This window comes from Streptomyces sp. NTD91 (assembly GCF_059510455.1).
In genome coordinates this window covers 52712-75504 of the sequence record NZ_JCAJZW010000016.1, presented here as the reverse complement: position 1 = coordinate 75504, position 22793 = coordinate 52712, and the positions used below count along the sequence as shown (strand labels likewise).

The window sequence follows — 22793 nt, the reverse complement described above, 5'->3', positions numbered from 1 at the left end:
TCCATGACCACCGACACGGACACACCGATACAGCCCAGGAAGAGCGGACTGACGCGCCGGCAGAAGCAGCGGCTGTCGCGCGGGGCGCAGTACGTCGTCTTCGCCGCCGCGTTGATCGCCTTCGCGGTCACCGCGGACTGGGGCCGGCTGCAGAACCAGTTCGCGCAGGGCCGCATCGCCAAGCAGCTGTTCCCGGACCTCATCACGGTGGCGATGGAGAACACCGTGCTGTACACGCTGTCCGGGTTCGCCGTCGGCCTCGCCCTCGGCATGCTCGTCGCACTGATGCGCCTGTCGTCCGTGGGGCCCTACCGCTGGCTCGCCGGCGTGTACATCGAGGTCTTCCGCGGTCTGCCCGCGCTGCTGATCTTCATCTTCGTCGGCACCGGCGTGCCGCTGGCCTTCCCGAGCATCGAGTACCCGGGCGGTGTCTACGGCAAGGTGGCCGTCGCCCTCGGACTGGTCTCCGCCGCCTACATGGCGGAGACGATCCGCGCGGGCATCCAGGCCGTGCCCAAGGGACAGATGGAGGCGGCCCGCTCGCTCGGGTTCTCGCCCGCGCGGGCCATGGTCTCCATCATCCTGCCGCAGGCCTTCCGGATCATCCTGCCGCCGCTGACCAACGAACTCGTCCTGCTCTTCAAGGACTCCTCGCTGGTGCTGTTCCTCGGCGTCACGCTGGAACAGCGTGAACTGTCCAAGTTCGGCAACGACCTGGCCAGTTCGACCGCCAACTCCACCCCCATCCTGGTCGCGGGCCTGTGCTACCTGCTGATCACGATTCCGCTCAGCCTCGTCGTGCGCCGCATGGAATCCAGGGCGCGGAGGGAGATCCGGTGACCCGCCCCGAGATCCGCGTCAAGGACCTGCACAAGTCCTTCGGCGACAACCACGTCCTGCGGGGCGTCGACCTGGAGATCGGCCAGGGCGAGGTCGTCTGCGTCATCGGCCCCTCCGGCTCCGGCAAGTCCACGCTGCTGCGCTGCGTGAACCTGCTGGAGGAACCCAGCGCGGGACAGGTCTTCGTCGGCGGCACCGAGCTGACCGACCCGGACGTCGACATCGACGCCGTACGCCGCCGCATCGGCATGGTCTTCCAGCAGTTCAACCTCTTCCCGCACCTCAGCGTCACCGGGAACCTCACGCTGCCGCAGCGCCGGGTGCTCGGCCGGGACAAGGCGACCGCCGCGAGGATCGCCGCCGAGAACCTGGCCCGGGTCGGCCTGGCCGAGAAGGCGGACGCCTACCCGTCCTCCCTCTCCGGCGGCCAGCAGCAGCGCGTCGCCATCGCCCGGGCGCTGGCGATGGGCCCGGAGGTGATGCTCTTCGACGAGCCGACCTCGGCGCTCGACCCCGAACTGGTCGGCGACGTCCTCGCCGTCATGCGCATGCTCGCGCGGGACGGCATGACGATGATGGTCGTCACCCACGAGATGACCTTCGCCCGCGAGGTCGCCGACCGCGTCGTCTTCATGGACGGCGGCGTGATCGTCGAGGACGGCAGCCCCGAACAGGTCATCGGCGACCCGCGGCACGAGCGCACCCGGCACTTCCTCTCCCGCCTGCTCGACCCGGCAATGGCCGAGGTGGAGGAGGAGAACTCCGACCGGGTGGGGAACGAGCAGCCCTAGCTCGTTAAGGTCAGGGGCATGAGCGATGGCGCCGTGCTGCACGTGAAGGGGCGGGTCCTGGCCGGACCCGAGGACGTCCGCGACGAGCTGTGGGTGGTCGGGGGCCGGGTGTCGTACGACCGCCCCGCCGTGGCCCGGGACGTCACCACCGTCGAGGGCTGGGCGCTGCCCGGCCTCGTCGACGCCCACTGCCATGTGGGCCTCGGCGCCGAGGGTCCGGTCGACGCCGCGACCGCGGAGAAGCAGGCGCTCACCGACCGGGAGGCCGGCACCCTGCTGATCAGGGACGCCGGTTCGCCCTCCGACACCCGCTGGGTCGACGACCGCGAGGACCTCCCGAAGATCATCCGGGCCGGCCGGCACATCGCCCGTACCCGCCGCTACATCCGCAACTTCGCCTGGGAGATCGAACCGGAGGACCTGGTCGCGTACGTCGCCCGGGAGGCCGGGCGCGGCGACGGCTGGGTCAAGCTGGTCGGCGACTGGATCGACCGCGACCTCGGCGACCTCGCCCCCTGCTGGCCGCGCGCGGCGGTCGAGGCGGCCATCGCCGAGGCCCACCGGCTCGGCGCCCGCGTCACCGCGCACTGCTTCGCCGAGAACTCCCTGCGCGACCTGGTCGAGGCGGGCATCGACTGCATCGAGCACGCGACCGGTCTGACCGACGAGCTGATCCCGCTGTTCGCCGAGCGCGGGGTCGCGATCGTCCCGACCCTCGTCAACATCGCCACCTTCCCGCAGCTCGCGGCCGGTGGCGACACCCGGTTCCCGCGCTGGTCCGCGCACATGCGCAGGCTGCACGAGCGCCGCTACGACACGGTGCGCGGCGCCTACGACGCCGGTGTCCCGGTGTACGTCGGCACGGACGCCGGCGGCTCACTGGCCCACGGCCTGGTCGCGGCCGAGGTGGCCGAGCTGGTCACCGCCGGAATCCCCGCCGTGGACGCCGTGTCCGCGACCAGCTGGGGCGCCCGCGCCTGGCTCGGCCGCCCCGGCCTCGAGGAGGGCGCGCCGGCCGACCTGGTGGTGTACGAGGGTGACCCGCGGGCGGACGTGCGAGTGCTGGCGGCGCCGCGCCGGGTCGTGCTGAACGGCCTCGTGGTCGAGTAGCCGCCTGAGGAGGACGGGAACGTCCGTGCCCGGTGATTCGAATCGACGCACGGGAAATCCACGTTCGAGTGAAGTAACCCAGGATCACTGACCGTTCACTCACAGTGCGTACAAGGTTGACGGGTCCCGAGCGAGTTTCCATTGGGGGTCCCACGCCTTGAACAGCACCATCTCCCGCATGCCCGCACGCCGTACGGCCGCCCTGGCGACGGCCACCGCCCTTGCCCTGGCGCCCGCGGTGCTGGGCGCGAGCGCCGCGCACGCGACCACCGACCACGGTCGCGCCTCCGCGGTCGTGCTCCGCACCGGCCTCGACGTCTCCCTCCTGAACAAGACCGTCGACGTCCCGCTCGCGGTCTCCCTCAACGAGGTCCGGGCACCGCAGAGCGCCGACAGGACGGCGCTGTCCGCCCGGCTGGACGGCGTGGCCGGCGGCAAGCCGTTCACCGTCCTCGGCGCCGACGTCGCCTCCGCGAAGGCCACCGTGACCGCACGGCGCGCCGAGGGCTCGGTGCGGCTCGTGAACGCCCGCCTGCACGTTCCCGGCCTGCCCCTGCTGTCCCTGATCGAGGTCGGCACGGTCACCGCCGACGCGGCCTGCGAGGCCGGCAAGGCACCCGCCGCCTCGGCGAACGTCCTCGGCGCGGTCACGGTCCTCGGCAAACGGATCACTCTCACCGCCGGCGGGCCGACCGAGGTCGAGGTACCCGGCGTCGGCGGGGTCCGCCTCGATCTCGCCCAGCGCCGCACCACGACCCGCACCGCCGCCGCCACCGCCCTGGAACTGCGGGTCTCCGTCAACCCGTCGAAGCTCGACGTGGCCGATGTAGAGGGCACGGTCACCCTGGCCGAGGCCACCTGCGAGTCCCCGATGGCGGTGTCGCCCTCCGGCCACCCGGTGCCGGGTCACGATCCGGCCGCCGGCGTTCAGCCCCAGGGCGCCCGGGACGACCTCGCGGAGACCGGCGGCAGCTCCGCGACCCCGTACATCGCGGGCGCCGCGCTGGCGCTGGTGCTGATCGGCGGGGGAGCGGTGACGGTGGCCCGCCGTCGCAGGGGCTGACGCTCCCGTCCGGCGGTCACGCCGGGCAGGGAGCGGCCTCCCGGCCCACCGTGAGCGTGGCCGCCCACCAGGACAGCTGGTCCAGCAGCGCCTTGGCGCGCAACGGGGCCTTTTCGCCCAGCGGGCGGCCGTCCTGTCACGCGGTGAAGGAGTTCGGGAAGGCCAGACCGTCCCGGACGGTCACCGCGTCCAGCTCGGTCAGCCCGTTCTCGAGGTGCAGCAAGGCGTGCCGGCCACCGGCCGCGCCGGAGGAGGCGGACGCGTTCGCCGTCTCACGCCGGAGCACAACCACAAGTTGCCCCGCCTCCCTGTTGGCGGCCATCGAGCCCCGGTCACGGGAGCACGGCCGACAGCGCCTTCACGAAGCCGTTCACCGTCACCCGGTCCCGTACGGCGACCCGTACCCACTCCTCCCCGAGCCCCGGAAACGTGTCCCCCCGCCGCACCGCGTAACCCAGGTCCCGCAACCGCCGCCGTACAGCTCCCGCGTCCGGCATACGGACCAGCACGAACGGTCCCTCCGCCGGCTCCACCACCCGCACGCCCCGCGCGGCGAGCTCGGCCAGCCCCGCGACCAGATGACCCCGGTCGGAGGCGATCCGGTGTGCCGCATGCCCCGCCTCCGCCAGCGCCCGCGGCGCCACACACGCCTCTGCCGCGGCCAGTGCCGGCGTGGAGACCGGCCACAACGGTTGCGCCCGCTCCAGCGCGGCGACGATCTCCGCGGAAGCCAGCGCGTACCCGATCCGCAGTCCGGCCAGCCCCCACGTCTTGGTCAGGCTGCGCAGCACGACCAGTCCCGGCACGTCGGTCCGCCCGGCCAGCGCCTCCCGCTCGCCCGGCACCGCGTCCATGAACGCCTCGTCGACCACCAACACCCGGCCTGGGCGGGCGAGCTGCGCGAGCACCTGCGCCGGATGCAGTACCGACGTCGGATTGGTCGGGTTCCCGATCACCACCAGATCGGCATCCTCCGGCACCGCCCCCGGATCGAGCCGGAACCCGTCCTCCTCCCGCAGCAGCACCCGGTCCACGGTGTGCCCGGCGTCCCGCAGGGCCGCCTCAGGCTCGGTGAACTGCGGATGCACGACGACCGGCCGCCGTACCTCCAGCGCCCGGGCGAGCAGCACGAACGCCTCGGCCGCGCCCGCCGTCAGCAGCACCCGCTCGACCGGCAGCCCGTGCCGCGCCGCCACCGCCGCCCGTGCCGCCCGCCCGTCCGGGTAGGCCGCGAGGGACGACAGCGAGGCGGCGATCTCCTCCCGCAGCCACGACGGGGGCGTGTGGGCGCGGACGTTGACGGCGAGGTCGACCAACGCGGCGCCGTCGTCCCGCACCTCCGCGTCCCCGTGATGCCGCAGATCCGGTCCCGTGTCCTCAGTGCGCATGGCTGTGCGAGTGCCCCCCGTGATGCCCGTGCCCGTGGTCGTGCCCGTGGCCGTCGTCGTCGGGGTGGTAGTGCGGCTGCTGCGGCAGTCCCACCTTGTCCTCGAAGCCCGGCAGCGCGATCCGGTACACGCACGAGTCGCAGTTCATCCGCAGATCGCCCTTGACGGCCTCCTCGTACCGCTCCAGCACCAGGTCCAGCAGCTCCGGCTCGGGCCCGATGACATCGGCCGACCGCACGTCGATCCCCGGATGCGCGGCGGCCCACCCCTCGGTCTGCTGCCGTACCCGGTCCGGCAGGACGCCGGTGAACAGGAAGTACGGCAGTACGACGATCCTGCGCGCCCCCAGCGCCGCGCACCGGTCGAGACCGCTCGGCACGTCCGGAGCCGCCAGCGACACGAACGCCGTCTCCACCCCCGCGTACCCGCGGCCCTCCCACAGCAGCCGCGCCGCCTTGTACACCTCGGCGTTGGCGTCGGGATCCGTCGAACCGCGGCCCACCAGCAGCACCGTGACGTCGGCCCGGTCCTCGGGGCTCCTGCCGGAGGTACCCAGCGCGTCGTCCAGTCGTCGCTCCAGCACGCTCAGCAGCGCCGGGTGCGGGCCCAGCGGACGGCCGTAGGTGTACGAGATGCCCGGGTGCCGTTCCTTCTCACGGGCCAGCGCGGCCGGGATGTCGCCCTTGGCGTGCCCGGCGGACACCAGCATCAGCGGCACGGTGGCGAACCGTCGTACACCCTGCGCCACCAGCGCGGCGACGGCCTCGCCCAGCGGGGGCGCGGACAGCTCGATGAAGCCGCCCGCGACGGGCATGCCGGAGCGGTGCTGTACCTGCCGTACGAAGTCGCGGAACGCCTCGGCTCCGGCATCGTCACGGGTGCCGTGTCCGGCGATGAGCAGGGCGGGCGGGGTGGTCACGAGGTCTCCTCAGACGAAACGGGGTGGTACAGCAGGGCGTTGAGCGCGGCGGCGGCGACCGCCGAGCCACCCTTCTCGGACACGTTGCTCACGGCGGGCAGCCCGCTCGCGCGCAGCGCGGCCTTGGACTCGGCCGCGCCGACGAAGCCGACGGGCAGGCCGATGACGAGTGCGGGGGAGGCGTCCAGGGTCAGCAGCTCCTCCAGAGCGGTCGGCGCGCAGCCGATCACCCAGACCGCGCCCGGCCCGACCTCTTCGTGGGCGAGCCGCACGGCATGCGCCGAACGGGTCAGCCCCGGCCCGGACCTGGCGTCCTTGAGTCGGCAGACCGTCTCCCGTCGGGTGATGCCGGCCGCGACCATCTCCACGTCCACGACGACCGGCGCCCCGGCGTGCAGCACCGCATGCGCCCTCACCAGGTCGTCCTCGGCCATGACGAGATCGGTGGCGTACGCCAGGTCGGCGGCGGAGTGGATGACTCGCTCCACCACCGCCCGGGTCAGCGGCGGGAAGTGCGAGGTGTCCAGCCGGGCGCGCAGCCGCCGGAACGACTCCTGCTCGATGGGGTGGACGATCCGGTTCACCGGTTGCCCTCCTGCCAGCGGTAGCCGCGCGGGGTCACCATGCGCCCGGCGACGATCCGGGTGGCCGTGTTGCCCACGGTGACGACCGTCATCATGTCGACCGTCGCCGGGTCCAGCGCGGCGAGCGTGGTCACCCGGCTCGACTCGTCCGGCCGGGAGGCGTTGCGCACGACCCCGACCGGAGTGTCCGGCTCCCGGTGCCCGACGAGGACGCCCAGCGCCTTCGGCAACTGCCAGTCGCGGCCTCGGGAGCGCGGGTTGTAGAACGTCACCACGAGGTCCGCCTCGGCCGCCGCGCGCACCCGCCGCTCGATGACCTCCCACGGTGTGTGCAGGTCCGACAGGCTGATGGACACGTGGTCGTGGCCCAGCGGCGCGCCCAGGACCGCCCCCGCGGCCAGCGCGGCCGTCACCCCGGGCACCCCGACCACGTCGATGTCGTCCGAGGCCTCGGCGAGCGCCGGGGAGGCCATGGCGTACACGCCCGCGTCCCCGCTGCCGATCAGCGCCACGGCGTGCCCCCTGCGGGCCTCCGCGACCGCCGTACGCGCCCGCTCCTCCTCCGCCCCGAGACCCGACTCCAGCACCCGGGTGCCCGGCCGCAGCAGGTCGCGGATCTGGTCGACGTACTGGTCGAGCCCGACGAGCACCGAGGCCCGGCGCAGCTCGGCCGCCGCGCGCGGGGTGAGCAGGTCCCGGGCGCCGGGCCCGAGCCCGACCACCGCGAGCCGCCCGCGCCCCGGACGCCGTACGACGGCACAGGTCGCCATGGCCGACTTCCGCTTCGGCACGAGGAGTTCCCCGCCGTGCAGCAGGGCGGCGGCCTCCGCCACCGACGGCGTGCCGACGGCGGCGAGCGGTGCGGCGGACGGGTTCGGCACCTCCACCGCCGCCAGCTCGTCGGCGCTGTACGTCACCAGCGGCACCCCCAGCCGCCCCGCGGCGGCCACGACGCCCGGTTCCTCCGACTTGGCGTCCACGGTGGCGAGCTCGGCCACGGACTTCGGCGACAGCCCCGCCTGCGCCAGTGACTCCTCGATCAGGCCAAGGATCTGCTCCGCCGGAGCGCCCTTGGACGCGCCGACCCCGACGACCAGCGACGGTGGACGCAACAGCACCTCGCGCTCGCCCGGTACGACGTCCCGGTCGGTGAGCCGGACGGTGTACGCCCCCTGCGGCGCGGTCGGCAGCGGCGGCAGCGGCCACGGCAACTCCGCCTCGAGGGCGACCGGATCACCGTCCAGCAGGGCGCGGGACACGGTCGCGACCGAGCCCTCGCAGGGCAGGCCCAGCGTGTCCAGGCCGGCCAGCCCCACGGAGTCCGTCGCGGTCGTCACCACCGGCTCGGCGCCCAGCAACCCGCCGACCGCGCGGGCCAGTTCGTTGGCGCCGCCGCCGTGCCCGCCGACCAGCGACACCGCGAACCGGCCGGCCTCGTCCACGCACACCACACCCGGGTCGGCCGTCTTGTCGCCGAGCAGCGGTGCGAGCAGCCGTACCACCGCGCCCGTCGCCAGGAAGCACACCAGCTGCTCGCACTCGGCGAACGCGGCCCGCACCGCCTCCCCGACGGGTCCCTCGTACACCCGCGTCCGGTCCGGCCAGGCCGCGGCCAGCCGGTCGCGTGCCGCCGCCCCCGCCGCGGTCGCGGAAATCAGGCCGATCACTGAGCAACTCCTTCACTGGACACCGGGGATCTGACACCCCAGAGGACAAACACGGGATTGGTCGCGGCGAGCCGGGTCACGTTCCCGGGCAGCGGCGCCAGGCGGGACGACTGCAGCAGCACCCCGTCGCAGGTGAATCCGGCGGCCATGAGCGCCCCACGCGCGGTCGGCACCCGGTCGAGCGCGGCCATGGCGACGACGACGGTCCGCCGGGCCCGGCGCGCGCACGCGTCGACGACGGCGGGCAGCTCGCGGCCGCCCCCGCCGACGAACACCGCGTCGGGCTCGTCGAGCCCGTCCAGGGCCCGCGGCGCCGAACCGTGCACCACCCGCACGTCGACGCCGTGGACGCGCGCGTTCGCACGGATCCGCTCCACGCCGTCCGCCGCCTTCTCCACGGCGACGACGGCCGCCCCGAGCCGCGCGCACTCCACCGCCACCGAGCCCGAGCCGGCGCCCACGTCCCACACCAGGTCACCCAGGCGCGGCCCCAGCCGGGCCAGGGCCAGCGCCCGCACCTCGAACTTGGTGATCATCGAGTCGCGGTGGGCGAACTCACCCTCGTCCAGGGCCCATCCGGCGGGCCCGGCCGGCGCACCGGCGACCGTCCGCACCCCGCCGAGGGCGCGGTTCTCGTCGAGACACAGCACCACATTCACGTCCGGGCCCCAGTCGCGGGCGGCGGCCTCGGCGGGGGTGACCCGTTCGAGCCGCTCGCGTGCGGAGCCGAGGCCGGAGGCGACGACGAGGACACGCCCCGGCGGGGCCGGCTCGGCGGACCCGGGTGCGGGCGCCCCGGCCGGGTAACCCGGGTCGTCCCGCAGCGCCGCCCCCAGTTCCGCCGGTCCCGCGCCCGGCCCGGTCAGCACCGCCACCTTCGGCCGTGCCCGGCACACGTTGACCGCCGTCCGGAGGTCCCGGCCGTGCGCGCTGACGACCACGGCGTCGTCCCAGGGAAGCCCCGCCCGCGCGAACGCGGCGGCGACGGACGAGACCCCGGGCCGCACCTCCAGCCGCCGCGCCCCGAACCGCTCGGCCAGCACCCGCACGATCCCGAAGAACCCCGGATCCCCGGAGGCCAGCACCAGCACCGGGAGCTCTTTGCCGAGATACTCGGCGATCGTGTCCAGGGCGGGCGCCAGCGGCCCGAGCACGACGTGTTCGGCACCGCCGGGCAGCCGTACCGCGTCCAGGTGCCGGCGCCCGCCGACGACGAGGGCCGCCCCGGCCAGGAGGTCCTCCGGAACCGGCGCCCCCGTCCCCGTGCCGACGACCGTGATCACCTGCTCGCCCCGCGCTCGCGCAGCGCCCGCCGAGCCTCCGGGTCGGCCTTGCGGTACCCGTGGAAGTGGCCCGGGTGGTACAGGTGCGAGCGTGTGCCGTGCGCGTCCAGCGCCGGGCCGACCAGGAAGAGCGTGTGCTTCCAGAGCTTGTGCTCCTTGACCGTCTCCTCCAGCGTGCCGACCGTGCACTTCACGACCAGCTCCTCCGGCCAGGTCGCCTGGTGGGCGACGATCACCGGGGTGTCCGTGGGGTAGCCGCCCTCCAGCAGCTCGCGCACCAGCTGCCCGCTGCGCGCCGCGGAGAGGAAGACCGCCATCGTCGTACCGTGCCGGGCGAACTCGCGCACCTCCTCGCCGGGCGGCATCGGCGTCTTGCCGCCGCCCAGCCGGGTGAGTACCACGGACTGCGCGATCTCGGGGATGGTCAGCTCGCGCCGCGCGAGCGCGGCGACGGCGGAGAACGACGAGACGCCGGGTACGACCTCGGTCTCGATCCCGATCTCGGCGCAGCGGTCCAGCTGCTCCTGCGTGCCGCCCCACAGCGCGGGGTCGCCGGAGTGGATCCGGGCCACCTTCAGGCCCTCGGCGTGAGCACGACGGTAGACGGCGACGACCTCCTCCAGGGGCATGGCCGCCGAGTCCAGGATCTCGGCGTCCTCGCGCGCGTGCTCCAGCACCTCCGCCTGGACCAGGCTCGCCGCCCAGATCACCACGTCCGCCTCGGCGATGGCGCGTGCGGCGCGGAACGTCAGCAGATCGGCGGCGCCGGGGCCGGCACCGACGAAGGTCACCTTGCCGGTGGGGGCAACGGCCATGGGGAGGGTCCTCTCGTACGGAAACACACGTCAAAAGCGGGGGAAATGTCAGGGTCTGGGGGAGTGTGGCCGACGCCGGATGTGCGCGAAGGCCCCTTCATCGGATAGCAAGGGCCTATGGCGGTCTTCGTCGCGCTCGGCGCGTTCCTGATGACGCTGGCCGGCGGCTGGACGGCACAGCGCGTGACCGACCGTCGCCATCTCGTCCTGGGACTGGCCGGCGGCCTGATGCTCGGTGTGGTCGGCCTCGACCTGCTGCCGGAGGCGCTGCGCGCCGCCGGCCGCGAGGTCTTCGGTGTACCCGCCGCCCTGCTGCTGTTCGTGGCCGGTTTCCTGCTGGCCCATCTGGTGGAGCACACCCTGGCCGCCCGCACGGCCGCGCACGGCGGTGCCGAGGGCCACAACCACCGGGCACCGGAAGTGGGCCTGGCGGCGGCCGGGGCGATGGTGGGGCACAGCGCCATGGACGGCGTGGCGATCGGCGCGGCCTTCCAGGTGGGCGGCGGCATGGTCACGGCCGTCGCGCTCGCCGTGATCGCGCACGACTTCGCCGACGGCTTCAACACCTTCACCATCACGAGCCTGTACGGCAACGCCCGCCGCCGGGCGGTGGCGATGCTGGTGGCCGACGCCTGCGCACCCCTGCTGGGCGCCCTGTCGACCGCCTTCTTCCACATCCCCGAAGCACTGCTGGGCGGTTACCTGGGCCTCTTCGGCGGCGTCCTGCTCTACCTCGCCGCCGCCGAGATCCTCCCCGAGGCCCACCATCAGCACCCCGCCCGCTCCACCCTGCTGTGCACGGTCGCGGGCGCGGCCTTCATCTGGCTGGTGGTGGGGCTGTCGGGCGGCTGAGCCGGCCGGCCGGCGGGTGCCTCTCACAGCTTCCCGCCCCGCCCGCCGTCCCGCCGCGGGGGCGCGATCAGCGTCGACAGATACGGCAGCGGCGTCCCGTCCAGTGCGGCGGCCGGCCGCACGGATTCCTCCGGCAGACCCAGCGCCGACCCCCAGACGGCGTCGGCCAGCCGTCCGGTCTCCTTCAGCGCCGCGGCGACCTCCGCGGCCTGCCGTCCGAACTTGTACGCCACGACGGTCCCCGGCCCGGCCAGTGCCTCCTTGAGCACGGCCGACCCGGCCGTCACCGGCACCAGCGTCAACGGCTCGGTGCCCTCGGTCAGCACGGCGCCGGACCGCGCCGCCAGCTCCTGCATCGCGGTGATTCCGGGCACCGTCTCCACGACGACGTCCGGCACCAGCTCCGTCAGGGTCTGCGCGAGATACGTGAACGTCGAGTACACGTTGGGGTCGCCGATGGTGGCGAAGGCGACGGACCCGTGCCGCTCCAGCAGGGCGGCGACGGCGGCTCCCGCCGCGTCCCAGGCCGCCTCCCGCCGCGCCCGGTCGGTCCGCTCGTTCAGCGCGAACACCACCCGGACGACCTTTTCCTCGGGCACGTAGTGCAACACGGTCGCCTCGGCCCGTCCGCGCTCGCCGGTGTCCATCACCGGTACGACGACGACATCGGCGGCCCGCAGGGCGCGCACGCCCTTGACCGTCACCAGCTCCGGATCACCGGGCCCGACCCCGACTCCGACCAGCCTGCTGCTCATGACGTCCGGCACCTTTCCACGAAGCGACGGGCGACACCGGGCTCGGACGCCCAGTGCGTGTGCAGATAGCTCGCGTGCACGCCCTGCTGTACGAAACCTTCGACCCGCCGTACGGGCGCGCGCACGCCCCAGGCGGGGGCCGCGCCGGCGCCGGGCTCCACGATCGTGCGGTGGAACTCGTGCCCCCGCATCCGCGTCCCGGCGAGGGCCAGCGAACTGTCCCCGACGGCCACGGCGTCGCGGTAGCCGAGCGTGAGCCGCCGGGTCATGCGCGCCGTGGCGTCCAGCACCCCGCACATGGGGTGTCCGTCCAGTTCCCGGCACAGATAGAGCAGCCCGGCACATTCGGCGGCGACCGGCGCGCCGGAGAGCGCGAGGTCGGCAACGGCCCTGCGCAGCGGCTCGTTGGCGGACAGCTCGGCGGCGTACACCTCGGGAAACCCGCCGCCGACGACCAACCCCGCGGTCCCTTCGGGAAGCCGCTCGTCGTGGAGCGGATCGAACGTGACCACTTCGGCACCGGCGGCGGCGAGCAGCTCGGTGTGCTCGGCATAGGAGAAGGTGAAGGCGGGACCACCGGCGACGGCGACGACCTCACGCCTGTTCACCGTGCTGCCGGGCGGTTCCCACGCGGCACCGGGCAACGCCCCCGCGCTCCCGGCCAGTGCGAGCAGAGCCTCGAGATCGCACCCCTGCTCGACCTGCGCGGCCATCGCCGCCACCGCGTCCACGGCGTCGGTCCGCCGCTCGGCAACGGGGACGAGGCCGAGATGCCGCGAGGGCGTGTCCACCCGGGCTGCCCGCCGAAGCACACCCAGCACCGGCACACCCGCCGAGTCCAGTGCCTCCCGCAGCAACTCCTCGTGCCGGTCGGACGCGACCTTGTTCAGGACCACGCCCCCGACCCGAACACGAGGATCCCAGGAGGCGAACCCGTGCACCAGCGCCGCCACCGACCGCGACTGCGACGAGGCGTCCACGACCAGCACCACCGGCGCGCGCAGCAGCTCGGCCACGTGGGCGGTGGAGGCCAGCTCGCCTTCCCCGGCCGCCCCGTCGTACAGCCCCATCACCCCCTCGACGACGGCCAGGTCGCACCCCCGGGCCCCGTGCAGGAACAGCGGGGCGACCAGCTCCGGCCCGCAGAGGTACGCGTCCAGGTTGCGCCCCACCCGCCCGGTCGCGAGCGCGTGGTACCCGGGGTCGATGTAGTCCGGCCCGACCTTGTGCGGGGACACGGCGAGACCCCGCGCGGCGAACGCGGCCATCAGCCCCGTGGCGACGGTGGTCTTGCCGCTGCCGGACGACGGTGCGGCGATGACCAGCCGGGGAACGGGGGTCACCACTCGATGCCCCTCTGGCCCTTCTGCCCCACGTCCATGGGGTGCTTGACCTTGGACATGTCGGTGACGAGGTCGGCGAAGTCCACCAGCCTCCCGGGTGCGTTCCGCCCGGTGATCACCACGTGCTGGGTGCCCGGCCGGTCGCGCAGCACGTCGATCACCTCGTCGGTGTCGACCCACCCCCAGTGCATCGGGTAGGCGAACTCGTCGAGCACGTACAGCCGGTACGTCTCGGCGGCCAGGTCCCGCTTGACCTGCTCCCAGCCCTCCCTGGCCTTCTCCTCGTTGTCCATCTGGGCGTCCCGCTGGACCCAGGACCAGCCCTCGCCCATCTTGTGCCAGGCGACGGTGCCGCCCTCGCCGGAGTCGCCGAGCACGCGCAGCGCCCGCTCCTCGCCGACCCTCCACTTCGCCGACTTGACGAACTGGAACACCCCGACGGGCCACCCCTGGTTCCAGGCGCGCAGCGCGAGCCCGAACGCGGCGGTCGACTTGCCCTTGCCCACGCCCGTGTGCACGACGACCAGCGGACGGTTCCGCCGCTGACGCGTCGTCAGCCCGTCGTCCGGCACCACACTCGGCTGCCCCTGCGGCATTACGCGGCCCTCCTGTCGCCCTGAACGTCCCTGACCAGCCCGGCGATCGAGTCGGCCCGCAACTCGTCCAGCGTGACGGCCGCACCGCCCAGCTCACCCGCGAGCTGCCCGGCCAGCCCGAGCCGCACCGGCCCCGACTCGCAGTCCACGACGACCGAGGCGACCCCCTCGGCCGCGAACAGCCGCGCCGCCCGCCAGGCCTGCGCCACCGGCCCGCTCCCACCCGTCGCCCGGTCACCCCCCCGGCCGCGGGCGCTTCGCGCCGCCCCTGTGTCCGTGGCGCGTCCGTCGGTCACCACCACGACCAGCGCCCGCCGCGCCGGATCCCGCAGCCGCTCCACCCGCAGCACCTCGCGCGCCTCGAGCAGCCCGGCGGCCAACGGCGTACGGCCACCGGTGGGCAGCGACTCCAGCCGTGCGGCGGCGGCGTCGACGGAGGAGGTCGGCGGCAGCGCGACCTCGGCGCCGGAGCCCCGGAACGTCACCAGCCCCACCTTGTCGCGCCGCTGGTAGGCGTCGAGCAGCAGCGACAGCACGGCGCCCTTCACGGCGCCCATCCGCTGCCGCGCCGCCATCGACCCCGAGGCGTCCACCACGAACAGCACCAGGTTGCCCTCGCGCCCCTCCCGGGTCGCCTGCCGCAGATCGTCCCGGCGGATCACCAGCCCGCGCCCGGACCGGCCGCGTGCCCGCTGGTGAGGAGCGGCGGCCTGCACGGTCGCCGCGAGATGCAGCTTGGTCAGCGCACCCCGCGGCCGGCGCGCCCCGGTGGTCCGCCCGTGCTCGGTGCGCGCCCGCGAGCGCCGCCCGGCCGCACCCTCGCCGATCCCGGGGACGCTCAGCACCTTCGCGCGGAACGGCTCGGCGGCCCGTACGGCGGACTGCTCCCGTGCGCCCGACGTCTGCGGCTGACCGCCCTCACCGGCCTCGGGGCGGGCGGGGGTGTCCCCGCCCGCCTGGGGCCCGGCGTCAGGTGTCGGCTGCCCACCGCCTCCGGGCCCGTCGGGGCCGGGGCCGTCGGAGTCGGGATCGTCGTCGGGTGAGTCGGAGTCGGGGTCGTCGTCGGGTGAGTCGCCGGAGAACTCCTCCAGCGTCCGGTCGAGCTTGTCCTCGTCAAGGCCCGGCGCGTCGAACGGATTGCGTCGCCTGCGGTGCGGCAGCGCGAGCAGCGCCGCCTGCCGCACGTCCTCGGCGAGCACGTCCGTCCGCCCTGCCCACGCGGCCAGCGCGGTCGCCGTGCGCGCCATCACGATGTCGGCCCGCATGCCGTCCACCTCGAAGGCCGCACAGGTCGCCGCGATCTGCCGCAGCGCGCCGTCGCCCAGGCGCACCCGCGGCAACAACTCCCGTGCCGCAGCGACCCGTCGACGCACGGCGGCCTCCTCCTCGGCCCACCGCGCGGCGAAACCGGCCGGGTCGTCGTCGTACGCCAGCCGGCGGCGCACCACCTCGACCCGCTGGTCCGGCTCCCGGGAGGCCGCGACCTCCACGGTCAGCCCGAACCGGTCCAGCAACTGGGGCCGCAGCTCGCCCTCTTCGGGGTTCATGGTGCCGACGAGCAGGAAACGGGCCGCGTGCCGCACGGAGACACCCTCGCGCTCCACGTACGAGGCACCCATCGCCGCCGCGTCCAGCAGCAGGTCGACCAAGTGGTCGTGGAGCAGGTTGACCTCGTCGACGTACAGGATCCCGCGGTGCGCGTCGGCCAGCAGGCCCGGCTCGAACGCCTTCACGCCCTCCGCGAGCGCCCGCTCGATGTCCAGGGCGCCGACCAGCCGGTCCTCGGAGGCGCCGACCGGCAGCTCGACCATCCGCGCGGGCCGGTGCGCGCCCGGCCCCGGCTCGTGCGGACCGTCCGGGCAGGACGGGTCCGGGGCCGCCGGGTCGCAGGAGAACCGGCAGCCGGGCACCACGGCCACCTCGGGCAGCAGCGCAGAAAGGGCGCGGACGGCCGTCGACTTGGCCGTGCCCTTCTCACCGCGCACCAGCACACCGCCGACCGCGGGGGACACGGCGTTCAGCAGCAGCGCGAGCCGCAGGTCGTCCTGGCCGACAACGGCCGTAAAGGGGAAGGGGGTGGTCACTGGTCGTCGCCCTCCAAGTCGCCTTCCAGCTCCAGGTAGGTGGCGCGCAGCCGCTCCAGCGTGTCCGCGTCCGGCTCGGCCCACAGGCCCCGGTCCGCCGCCTCGAGCAGCCGCTCGGTGATCCCGCGCAGCGCCCAGGGATTGGACTGCTTCATGAAGTCCCGGTTCTCCGGGTCGAAGACGTACTCCGCACTGAGCTTCTCGTACATCCAGTCGTCGACCACGCCCGCCGTGGCGTCGTAGCCGAACAGATAGTCCACGGTCGCCGCCATCTCGAAGGCGCCCTTGTAGCCGTGCCGGCGCATGGCCGCCATCCAGCGCGGGTTGACCACCCGGGCCCGGAAGACCCGGTGGGTCTCCTCGCCCAGCGTGCGTGTCCTCACCTGGTCCGGTACGGCGGAATCGCCCACGTACGCCTCGGGGTTGGCGCCGGTCAGGTGCCGGACCATGGCGACCATGCCGCCGTGGTACTGGAAGTAGTCGTCCGCGTCGACCAGGTCGTGCTCGCGCGTGTCGACGTTTTTCGCGGCGACGGCGATCCGCCTGAACGCGGTCTCCATGTCCCCTCGCGCCGCCCGCCCGTCGAGCCCGCGTCCGTAGGCGTAGCCGCCCCACACGGCGTAGACCTCGGCGAGGTCCGCGTCGGAGCGCCAGTTGCGGGCGTCGATCAGCGGGAGCAGCCCGGCGCCGTACGCCCCCGGCTTGGAGCCGAAGACACGAGCGGTCGCGCGCCGCCGGTCGCCGTGCTCGGCCGCGTCCTCCTCCACGTGCGCCCGCACGTAGTTGGACCCGGCCGGCTCGTCCAGCTCCGCCACCGCCCGCACCGCGTCGTCGATGAGGCCCACGACGTGCGGGAACGCGTCCCGGAAGAAGCCGGAGATACGGACCGTGACGTCGATGCGCGGCCGGCCCAGCTCCGTCAGCGGGATCACCTCGAAGCCGGTCACCCGGCGCGAGGCGTCGTCCCACACCGGACGGCACCCCAGCAGCGCCAGGATCTCGGCGATGTCGTCGCCCTGGGTGCGCATCGCGGACGTTCCCCACACCGTGAGGCCCACGGACTTCGGGTACTCGCCCGTGTCCTGCAGATACCGCTGCACCAGGGAGTCCGCGAGCGACTGGCCGACCTCCCAGCTCAGCCGCGACGGGACGGCCTTCGGATCGACGGAGTAGAAGTTGCGGCCGGTCGGCAGCACGTTCACCAGGCCACGGGTCGGCGACCCCGACGGACCCGCCGGGACGTAACCGCCGTCCAGGGCCCGCAGGATGTGCCCGATCTCGTCGGTGGTGAGCGCGAGCCGCGGCACCACCTCGTCGCAGGCGAACTCCAGCACCGCGACCGCGTCCGGGAGTTCCGTGCCGAGGACGTCGTCCAGGACCGGGCGCACGGCCGCGCGCTCCCAGGCCCGCTCCTCCATGCCCTCCGCGATCCGTCGGCACAGCTGTTCCAGCAGGTCGATCGCGTCGGACGCGGTACGCGCCGGCCCCTCCACCAGGTCCGTCAGCTCGTCCGGCACCTTCACCGGCGTGCCCGGCTCGGCCAGCAACTCCTTCTCCACCAGCCCGAAACGAGCGGCGAGGCAGGCCCGCAGACCCGGCAGCGCGTTCGCCTGCCCGCCCCACACCTGCGAGGAGCGCAGCACCGCGAGCACCAGGTTCACCCGCGGCTCGCCGACCGGGCCGCCGCCCAGGATGTGCAGACCGTCGCGGATCTGCACGTCCTTGATCTCGCACAGATAGCCGTCGATGTGCATGACGAACTCGTCGAACTCGTCGTCGTCCGGCTGCTCGTCCACATGCAGGTCGTGGTGCAGTTCGGCCGCCTTGACCAGCGTCCAGATCTGGGCGCGGACGGCCGGGGCCTTCGCCGGGTCCAGGTCGGAGACGAGCGCGTACTCGTCCAGCAGCTGCTCCAGCTTGGCCAGGTCGCCGTAGGTGTCCGCGCGCGCCATCGGCGGCACCAGGTGGTCCACCACTGTGGCGTGCCCGCGCCGCTTGGCCTGGGTGCCCTCGCCGGGGTCGTTCACGATGAACGGGTAGACCAGCGGCAGCTCGCCGAGGACGGCGTCCGGTGCGCAGGCCGCGCTCAGCCCGAGGCCCTTGCCCGGCAGCCACTCCATCGTGCCGTGCTTGCCCATGTGCACGATCGCGTCCGCACCGAAGCCGTTCTCCAGCCAGCGGTAGGCCGCCATGTAGTGGTGCGAGGGCGGCATGTCCGGATCGTGGTAGATCGCGATCGGGTTCTCGCCGAAGCCGCGCGGCGGCTGGATCATCACGACGACGTTCCCGAAGTGCAGGGACGCCAGCACGATGTCGTCGCCGTCGACGTACAGGCCGCCCGGCGGCTCGCCCCACGCCCCGGTCATCGCGTCCCGCAGCTCCGGGTCCAGCTTCTCGAACCACGCCCGGTAGTCCGCCAGCGGCACCCGCGCGGGCGCGGCGGCCAGCTGCTCCTCGGTCAGCCACTCCACATCGTGCCCGCCGGCCTCGATCAGCCGGTGGATCAACTCGTCGCCGACGGAGGGGTATTCGGTCAGCGAGTAGCCCGCGTCCCGGAGCGCGTCGAGCACCCGGACCGCAGACGCCGGGGTGTCCAGACCGACCGCGTTGCCGACCCGGGAGTGCTTGGTCGGGTACGCGGTGAAGACCAGCGCGATCTTCTTCTCCGCGTTCGGCTTGTGCCTCAACCGGGCGTGCCGCACGGCGATCCCGGCCACCCGCGCGGCCCGCTCGGGGTCGGCGACGTACACCGGGACCTCGCCGGGGCCCTGCTCCTTGAAGGAGAACGGCACGGTGACCAGCCGTCCGTCGAACTCCGGGATCGCGACCTGCATCGCCGCGTCCATGGGGGACAGCGCGGCGTCCGACTCCGCCCAGGCCTCCTTCGACGAGGTGAGGCAGAGTCCTTGCAGGACCGGGACGTTCAGGTCGGCGAGTGCGCCGATGTCCCACGACTCCTCGTCGCCGCCCGCCGACGCCTGCGAGGCGTGGGTGCCGCCCGCCGCGAGCACGGTCGCGACCAGCGCGTCGGCCTGCCCCAGCAGCTCGTACAGCCCGGCGTCCGCGCCCCGCAGGGAACCGCAGTACACCGCGAGCGCGTTGGCGCCCCTGGCCTCGATCGCCGTGCAGAGGGTGTCCACGAAGGCGGTGTTGCCGCTCAGCTCGTGCGCCCGGTAGAAGAGCACGCCCACCGTCGGGCGGCCCTCGACGATCTCGTACGCGCCGTGGACGCCGTACTCCGGCATCCTCCGCGGCTCCTCGAAGCCCTCACCGGTCAGCAGCACGGTGTCCGAAAGGAACCGGGACAGCTCCAGCAGGTTCGCGGGACCACCCTCGACCAGGTACTTCAGCGCCTCCGCCACCACACCGGCCGGCACCGACGACTCGGCCATCAGCTCGGCGTCCGGTACGGCCTCGCCGCCCAGCAGCACGGTCGGCACGCCGGAGGCCTTCAGTGCGGCCAGCCCCTCCTCCCAGGCCCGTTTGCCGCCCAGCAGCCGTACGACGGCGAGGTCGGCGCCGTCGAGCAGCACCGGCAGTTCCCGTTCGACGTGCACCCGGGTCGGGTTGCCGATGCGGTAGTCCGCACCGGACGCCCGGGCCGCCAGCAGATCCGTGTCGGCGGTCGACAACAACAACACTGTGTTCATGCGGGCGCTCCCGGTGGGATGAAAGGCAGTCCTTGCGGCGCGCCCGACTCGATGAGCCGCCAGAGCGCGTCCGTGTCCGCGTGCTGTTCGATCAGATCGCCGAGCCGGTCGAGCTGTTCCTCGCGCAGCGCGGCGAAGGAGGTGTCCGGCGCGGGCACGAAGCGGCGGCCCGCGGCGGCGGCCACCTCGCGCAGGAAGGCCCGCCGGAAGCCGTCCGACTCCAGGGAACCGTGCCAGTGGGTGCCCCAGGTCTGGCCGGCCCGGCAGCCGTCGAGGAAGGGTGCGCCACCCTCGACGGTCGCCACCCCGTGGTGGATCTCGTACCCCTCGACCCGCTCGCCGAGGGCCTCGCCGACCGGGCGGGTCAGGGTCTTCTCCCGGGCGAACCGGACCCGCACGGGCAGGATCCCGAGTGCGTCGACGTGCCCGCGCCGGCTCTCGACCTCGTCCTCGATGTGCCTGCCGAGGATCTGGAAGCCGCCGCAGATCCCGAGGACCGGACGTCCCTCGGCGGCCCGTTTCACGAGCGCGTCGGCGAGCCCGCGCTCGCGCAGCCACTCCAGCGCCCGTACGGTCCCCCGCGTGCCCGGAACCACCACCAGGTCCGCGTCGGCCAGCTCCTCCGGCCGGTCCACGAACCGCACCACGACCCCCGGTTCGGCGGCCAGCGCGTCCGCGTCGGTGAAGTTGGACATCAGCGGGATCGCGCACACGGCGACCCGCAGCACCTCCTCGCCGACCGGGGGAGTCACGGCGGACTCCCGGACGGTTCCGCGCAAGGAGACCCGCAGCCCGTCCTCCTCGTCGATGCCGAGCCCGTGCCGGAACGGCAGCACGCCGTACGTACGGCGCCCGGTGAGGTCCCGGAGCATGTCCAGCCCCGGGGCCAGCAGGGAGACGTCCCCCCGGAACTTGTTCACGAGGAACCCTGCGACCAGCTCCTGGTCCTCCGGTGAGAGCAGGGCGACGGTCCCGAAGAAGGAGGCGAAGACGCCGCCGCGGTCGATGTCGCCCACCACCAGCACGGGCAGCCGCGCGCTCCGCGCGATGCCCATGTTCACGATGTCGGTCCGGCGCAGGTTGATCTCGGCCGGGCTGCCCGCCCCCTCGCAGATCAACGCGTCGTACGTGCCCCGCAACTCGGCGAGGCAGTCCAGCACTGTGCCGAGCAGCTTCTGCCCGCGCCCCCCGTGATAGCCGCGGGCGCTCAACTCGCCCACCGGCCTGCCCAGCAGCACCACCTGACTGCTCTGCTCGCCGCCCGGCTTGAGCAGCACCGGGTTCATCAGCGCGGTCGGCTCGATCCGGCACGCCTGGGCCTGCATGGCCTGCGCCCGCCCGATCTCCGCGCCCTCGCGGGTCACGAAGGAGTTGAGCGACATGTTCTGCGCCTTGAACGGCGCGACCTTCACACCCCGACGCGCCAGCCACCGGCAGATTCCGGCCGTCACGACGCTCTTTCCGGCGTCGGAGGTCGTCCCGGCGACCAGCAGTCCGCCCCCTGTCATGCCTTGTGTCCCTTCACGAGTCGGCGCGCGGCGAGGGTGACGCCGAGCGCGAGCAGGCCGACGCGGCGGGAGAGCCGTACGGCCCGGCCGATGTCGGTGACCCGGACCGCCCGTCCCGCCTCGGCGTTGAGCACGGGGCGGTGTTCGATCCGGCCTCCGTAGGAGAGGGTTCCGCCGAGCCGGACACCGAGTGCGCCCGCGAACGACGCCTCCACAGGGCCGGCGTTGGGGCTCGGGTGCTGGGCCGCGTCGGCCTTCCAGGCGCGCAGGGCGCCGCGCGGATCGGGGCCGGCGACGGCGGCGAGGGCGGCGGTCAGCCGCGCCCCCGGCCAGCCGGCCACGTCGTCCAGCCGGGCGGAGGCCCAGCCGTAGCGCCGGTAGCGCGCGGACTTGTGACCCACCATGGCGTCCAGGGTGTTGACGGCCCGGAAGCCCAGCAGCCCCGGCACCCCGGCCACGGCCCCCCACACCAGGGCGCCCACCACGGCGTCGGAGGTGTTCTCGGCGACGGACTCCACCACGGCCCGGGCGATCCCGTCGGCGTCCAGCGCCTGCGGGTCCCGGCCGCACAGGTGCGGCAGTCGCGCCCGCGCCGCCGCGACGTCCCCGGACTCCAGCGCGCGGCCGATCGCGCGGGCCTCGCGGGCGAGCGAAGTGCCGCCGACGACCGCCCAGGTGGTGGCGGCGGTCAGCGCGAAGGAGGCGGCGGGGGAGGGGCGCACGGCGCGTGCGGCCAGTGCACCGAGTGCGACGGCGCCACCGGCGCACACAGTGGTGTACAGGGCGCCCCAGCCGCGGTGGTCGTGCCACAACGCGCGGTCCACGGCTGTGGCCGCACGCCCGAACACGGCGACCGGATGCCCCCGGCGCGGATCGCCGAGGAGCAGGTCTCCGAGAAGGCCGGCGGCGGCACCGTACGCGTAACTGCGATCGGCACCCATCGGCTCAGCCGGCCGTGGGGTCAGGAACGGGCCTGGTACGGGTCCTTCGGCAGCCGGGCATGGCGATCTGTGTCCTCACTCAGGGTGTCCGCGCCCTGGTTCGACGAGATTCGGCGGTGAGAGTTCCTGGCTCCCGGGTTCTTCCCCGGTGACAGTGGCGGGACCGCGCCGGATTCGCACCGGCTTCCTCTCCTGCCGCCGTACATGGCCCGGGCAGTCCACCACGCGCCCGGAACGGCCGTCAACTTGCCGTTGACCTGGGCGGGGAGAGTGTGCGAAGGCCCACACACCGGGGCGGGTGCGCGGGCGTGCGAAAGGGGGCGGTACGCACTGCGTACCGCCCCCTCGGGCTGCAACTGTCGTCAGCGTCGGACGATCAGCAGGATGCCGTAGGCCACCGCCGCGGCGCACGCGGCGAAGCAGACGTAGGCGCCGACGACCGCGAGGGCGCCCGAACCGCCCTGCGCGGTGGCGGACTCCCGCTTGGCGAGGCCCGCGATGCCGAGGGTGAACAGGGCGGCGAGGCCGACGGTGACCAGGAGGCTGGTGCCGAAGACGGAGCCGAGGGCTGCCCAGTCGATTGTCATGGTGATGCTTCCTTAGG

At 73.9% G+C, this 22793-nt stretch carries 19 protein-coding genes, 1 pseudogene and 1 riboswitch; of the genes and pseudogenes, 5 read left to right on the top strand and 15 right to left on the bottom strand.

Translation table 11 applies throughout. The features are described 5' to 3' along the window. The first annotated feature begins 3 nt into the window (after positions 1–3). From AC5WRT_RS18580 to AC5WRT_RS18565, 4 genes are all read left to right on the top strand, one after another. A complete protein-coding gene (locus AC5WRT_RS18580) occupies positions 4–840 on the top strand; it encodes an amino acid ABC transporter permease (RefSeq protein WP_496095967.1) in 837 nt (278 codons plus the stop codon). Beyond that, entirely contained in the window at positions 837–1631 is a 795-nt protein-coding gene (locus tag AC5WRT_RS18575) for an amino acid ABC transporter ATP-binding protein (protein ID WP_496095966.1), read from the top strand. Before AC5WRT_RS18580 ends, AC5WRT_RS18575 begins: the two co-directional genes overlap by 4 nt. A gap of 18 nt (positions 1632–1649) precedes the next feature. Then, positions 1650–2741 (top strand): amidohydrolase family protein, encoded by a 1092-nt coding sequence (locus AC5WRT_RS18570; RefSeq protein ID WP_496095965.1) that lies wholly within the window; start codon positions 1650–1652, stop codon positions 2739–2741. A gap of 157 nt (positions 2742–2898) precedes the next feature. Beyond that, positions 2899–3804: an SCO1860 family LAETG-anchored protein gene (locus AC5WRT_RS18565; protein ID WP_496100412.1), complete on the top strand. Its 906-nt coding sequence runs from the start codon at positions 2899–2901 to the stop codon at positions 3802–3804. 16 nt (positions 3805–3820) lie between these two features. Here AC5WRT_RS18565 and AC5WRT_RS18560 read toward each other — a convergent pair. The 7 genes and pseudogenes from AC5WRT_RS18560 to cobM all read right to left on the bottom strand — a co-directional run. Beyond that, positions 3821–4051: pseudogene (locus AC5WRT_RS18560) on the bottom strand (NADPH-dependent oxidoreductase); the annotation flags it as partial. Between the two features lie 85 nt (positions 4052–4136). Beyond that, the gene (cobC, locus tag AC5WRT_RS18555; RefSeq protein ID WP_496095963.1) at positions 4137–5192 is read right to left on the bottom strand and encodes an Rv2231c family histidinol phosphate aminotransferase CobC; all 1056 of its coding nucleotides are present in this window, start codon (positions 5190–5192) and stop codon (positions 4137–4139) included. Next, a complete protein-coding gene (locus AC5WRT_RS18550; RefSeq protein WP_496095962.1) occupies positions 5182–6111 on the bottom strand; it encodes a sirohydrochlorin chelatase in 930 nt (309 codons plus the stop codon). The genes cobC and AC5WRT_RS18550 overlap by 11 nt, the downstream gene beginning before the upstream one ends. Continuing rightward, the gene (locus AC5WRT_RS18545) at positions 6108–6695 is read right to left on the bottom strand and encodes a precorrin-8X methylmutase (protein ID WP_496095961.1); all 588 of its coding nucleotides are present in this window, start codon (positions 6693–6695) and stop codon (positions 6108–6110) included. Before AC5WRT_RS18545 ends, AC5WRT_RS18550 begins: the two co-directional genes overlap by 4 nt. Continuing rightward, positions 6692–8362, bottom strand: coding sequence for a precorrin-3B C(17)-methyltransferase (cobJ, locus tag AC5WRT_RS18540; protein ID WP_496100411.1), 1671 nt, complete (start codon positions 8360–8362; stop codon positions 6692–6694). Before cobJ ends, AC5WRT_RS18545 begins: the two co-directional genes overlap by 4 nt. Further along, a complete protein-coding gene (gene cbiE, locus AC5WRT_RS18535) occupies positions 8359–9645 on the bottom strand; it encodes a precorrin-6y C5,15-methyltransferase (decarboxylating) subunit CbiE (protein ID WP_496095959.1) in 1287 nt (428 codons plus the stop codon). Before cbiE ends, cobJ begins: the two co-directional genes overlap by 4 nt. Further along, entirely contained in the window at positions 9642–10460 is an 819-nt protein-coding gene (gene cobM, locus AC5WRT_RS18530; protein WP_496095958.1) for a precorrin-4 C(11)-methyltransferase, read from the bottom strand. The genes cbiE and cobM overlap by 4 nt, the downstream gene beginning before the upstream one ends. Before the next feature lie 117 nt (positions 10461–10577). On the opposite strand from cobM, the gene AC5WRT_RS18525 reads away from it, so the two are divergent. Further along, positions 10578–11312, top strand: a complete 735-nt coding sequence (locus AC5WRT_RS18525) for a ZIP family metal transporter (protein ID WP_496095957.1) — start codon at positions 10578–10580, stop codon at positions 11310–11312. Positions 11313–11335: 23 nt separating this feature from the next. Here the strand turns inward: AC5WRT_RS18525 and cobI are convergent, their stop codons facing one another. From cobI to AC5WRT_RS18485, 8 genes are all read right to left on the bottom strand, one after another. Further along, positions 11336–12067 (bottom strand): precorrin-2 C(20)-methyltransferase, encoded by a 732-nt coding sequence (gene cobI / locus AC5WRT_RS18520; RefSeq protein ID WP_496095956.1) that lies wholly within the window; start codon positions 12065–12067, stop codon positions 11336–11338. Then, entirely contained in the window at positions 12064–13413 is a 1350-nt protein-coding gene (locus AC5WRT_RS18515; protein WP_496095955.1) for a cobyrinic acid a,c-diamide synthase CobB, read from the bottom strand. Before AC5WRT_RS18515 ends, cobI begins: the two co-directional genes overlap by 4 nt. Further along, a complete protein-coding gene (gene cobO, locus AC5WRT_RS18510; protein WP_496095954.1) occupies positions 13407–14006 on the bottom strand; it encodes a cob(I)yrinic acid a,c-diamide adenosyltransferase in 600 nt (199 codons plus the stop codon). Before cobO ends, AC5WRT_RS18515 begins: the two co-directional genes overlap by 7 nt. Beyond that, positions 14006–16090, bottom strand: a complete 2085-nt coding sequence (locus AC5WRT_RS18505; RefSeq protein ID WP_496095953.1) for a putative cobaltochelatase — start codon at positions 16088–16090, stop codon at positions 14006–14008. The genes cobO and AC5WRT_RS18505 overlap by 1 nt, the downstream gene beginning before the upstream one ends. Beyond that, positions 16087–19740, bottom strand: a complete 3654-nt coding sequence (gene cobN, locus AC5WRT_RS18500) for a cobaltochelatase subunit CobN (protein WP_496100410.1) — start codon at positions 19738–19740, stop codon at positions 16087–16089. Before cobN ends, AC5WRT_RS18505 begins: the two co-directional genes overlap by 4 nt. Next, entirely contained in the window at positions 19737–21248 is a 1512-nt protein-coding gene (locus AC5WRT_RS18495) for a cobyric acid synthase (protein ID WP_496100409.1), read from the bottom strand. Before AC5WRT_RS18495 ends, cobN begins: the two co-directional genes overlap by 4 nt. Continuing rightward, positions 21245–22189: a cobalamin biosynthesis protein gene (locus tag AC5WRT_RS18490; protein WP_496095950.1), complete on the bottom strand. Its 945-nt coding sequence runs from the start codon at positions 22187–22189 to the stop codon at positions 21245–21247. The genes AC5WRT_RS18495 and AC5WRT_RS18490 overlap by 4 nt, the downstream gene beginning before the upstream one ends. Before the next feature lie 98 nt (positions 22190–22287). Then, a riboswitch (cobalamin riboswitch) is annotated at positions 22288–22427 on the bottom strand. A 124-nt stretch (positions 22428–22551) separates the two neighbouring features. After that, on the bottom strand, positions 22552–22776 hold the full coding sequence (locus AC5WRT_RS18485) for a hypothetical protein (RefSeq protein WP_496095949.1): 225 nt from the start codon (positions 22774–22776) through the stop codon (positions 22552–22554). Positions 22777–22793 lie beyond the last annotated feature (17 nt).

Bases quoted from the DNA above. Each gene is read 5' to 3' on its own strand.
- AC5WRT_RS18580 (WP_496095967.1), top strand. From the start codon at position 4: ATGACCACCGACACGGACACACCGATACAGCCCAGGAAGAGCGGACTG.
- AC5WRT_RS18570 (WP_496095965.1), top strand. From the start codon at position 1,650: ATGAGCGATGGCGCCGTGCTGCACGTGAAGGGGCGGGTCCTGGCCGGA.
- cobC (WP_496095963.1), bottom strand. From the start codon at position 5,192: ATGCGCACTGAGGACACGGGACCGGATCTGCGGCATCACGGGGACGCG.
- cobM (WP_496095958.1), bottom strand. From the start codon at position 10,460: ATGGCCGTTGCCCCCACCGGCAAGGTGACCTTCGTCGGTGCCGGCCCC.
- AC5WRT_RS18525 (WP_496095957.1), top strand. From the start codon at position 10,578: ATGGCGGTCTTCGTCGCGCTCGGCGCGTTCCTGATGACGCTGGCCGGC.
- cobI (WP_496095956.1), bottom strand. From the start codon at position 12,067: ATGAGCAGCAGGCTGGTCGGAGTCGGGGTCGGGCCCGGTGATCCGGAG.
- cobO (WP_496095954.1), bottom strand. From the start codon at position 14,006: ATGCCGCAGGGGCAGCCGAGTGTGGTGCCGGACGACGGGCTGACGACG.
- cobN (WP_496100410.1), bottom strand. From the start codon at position 19,740: ATGAACACAGTGTTGTTGTTGTCGACCGCCGACACGGATCTGCTGGCG.
- AC5WRT_RS18495 (WP_496100409.1), bottom strand. From the start codon at position 21,248: ATGACAGGGGGCGGACTGCTGGTCGCCGGGACGACCTCCGACGCCGGA.
- AC5WRT_RS18490 (WP_496095950.1), bottom strand. From the start codon at position 22,189: ATGGGTGCCGATCGCAGTTACGCGTACGGTGCCGCCGCCGGCCTTCTC.
- AC5WRT_RS18485 (WP_496095949.1), bottom strand. From the start codon at position 22,776: ATGACAATCGACTGGGCAGCCCTCGGCTCCGTCTTCGGCACCAGCCTC.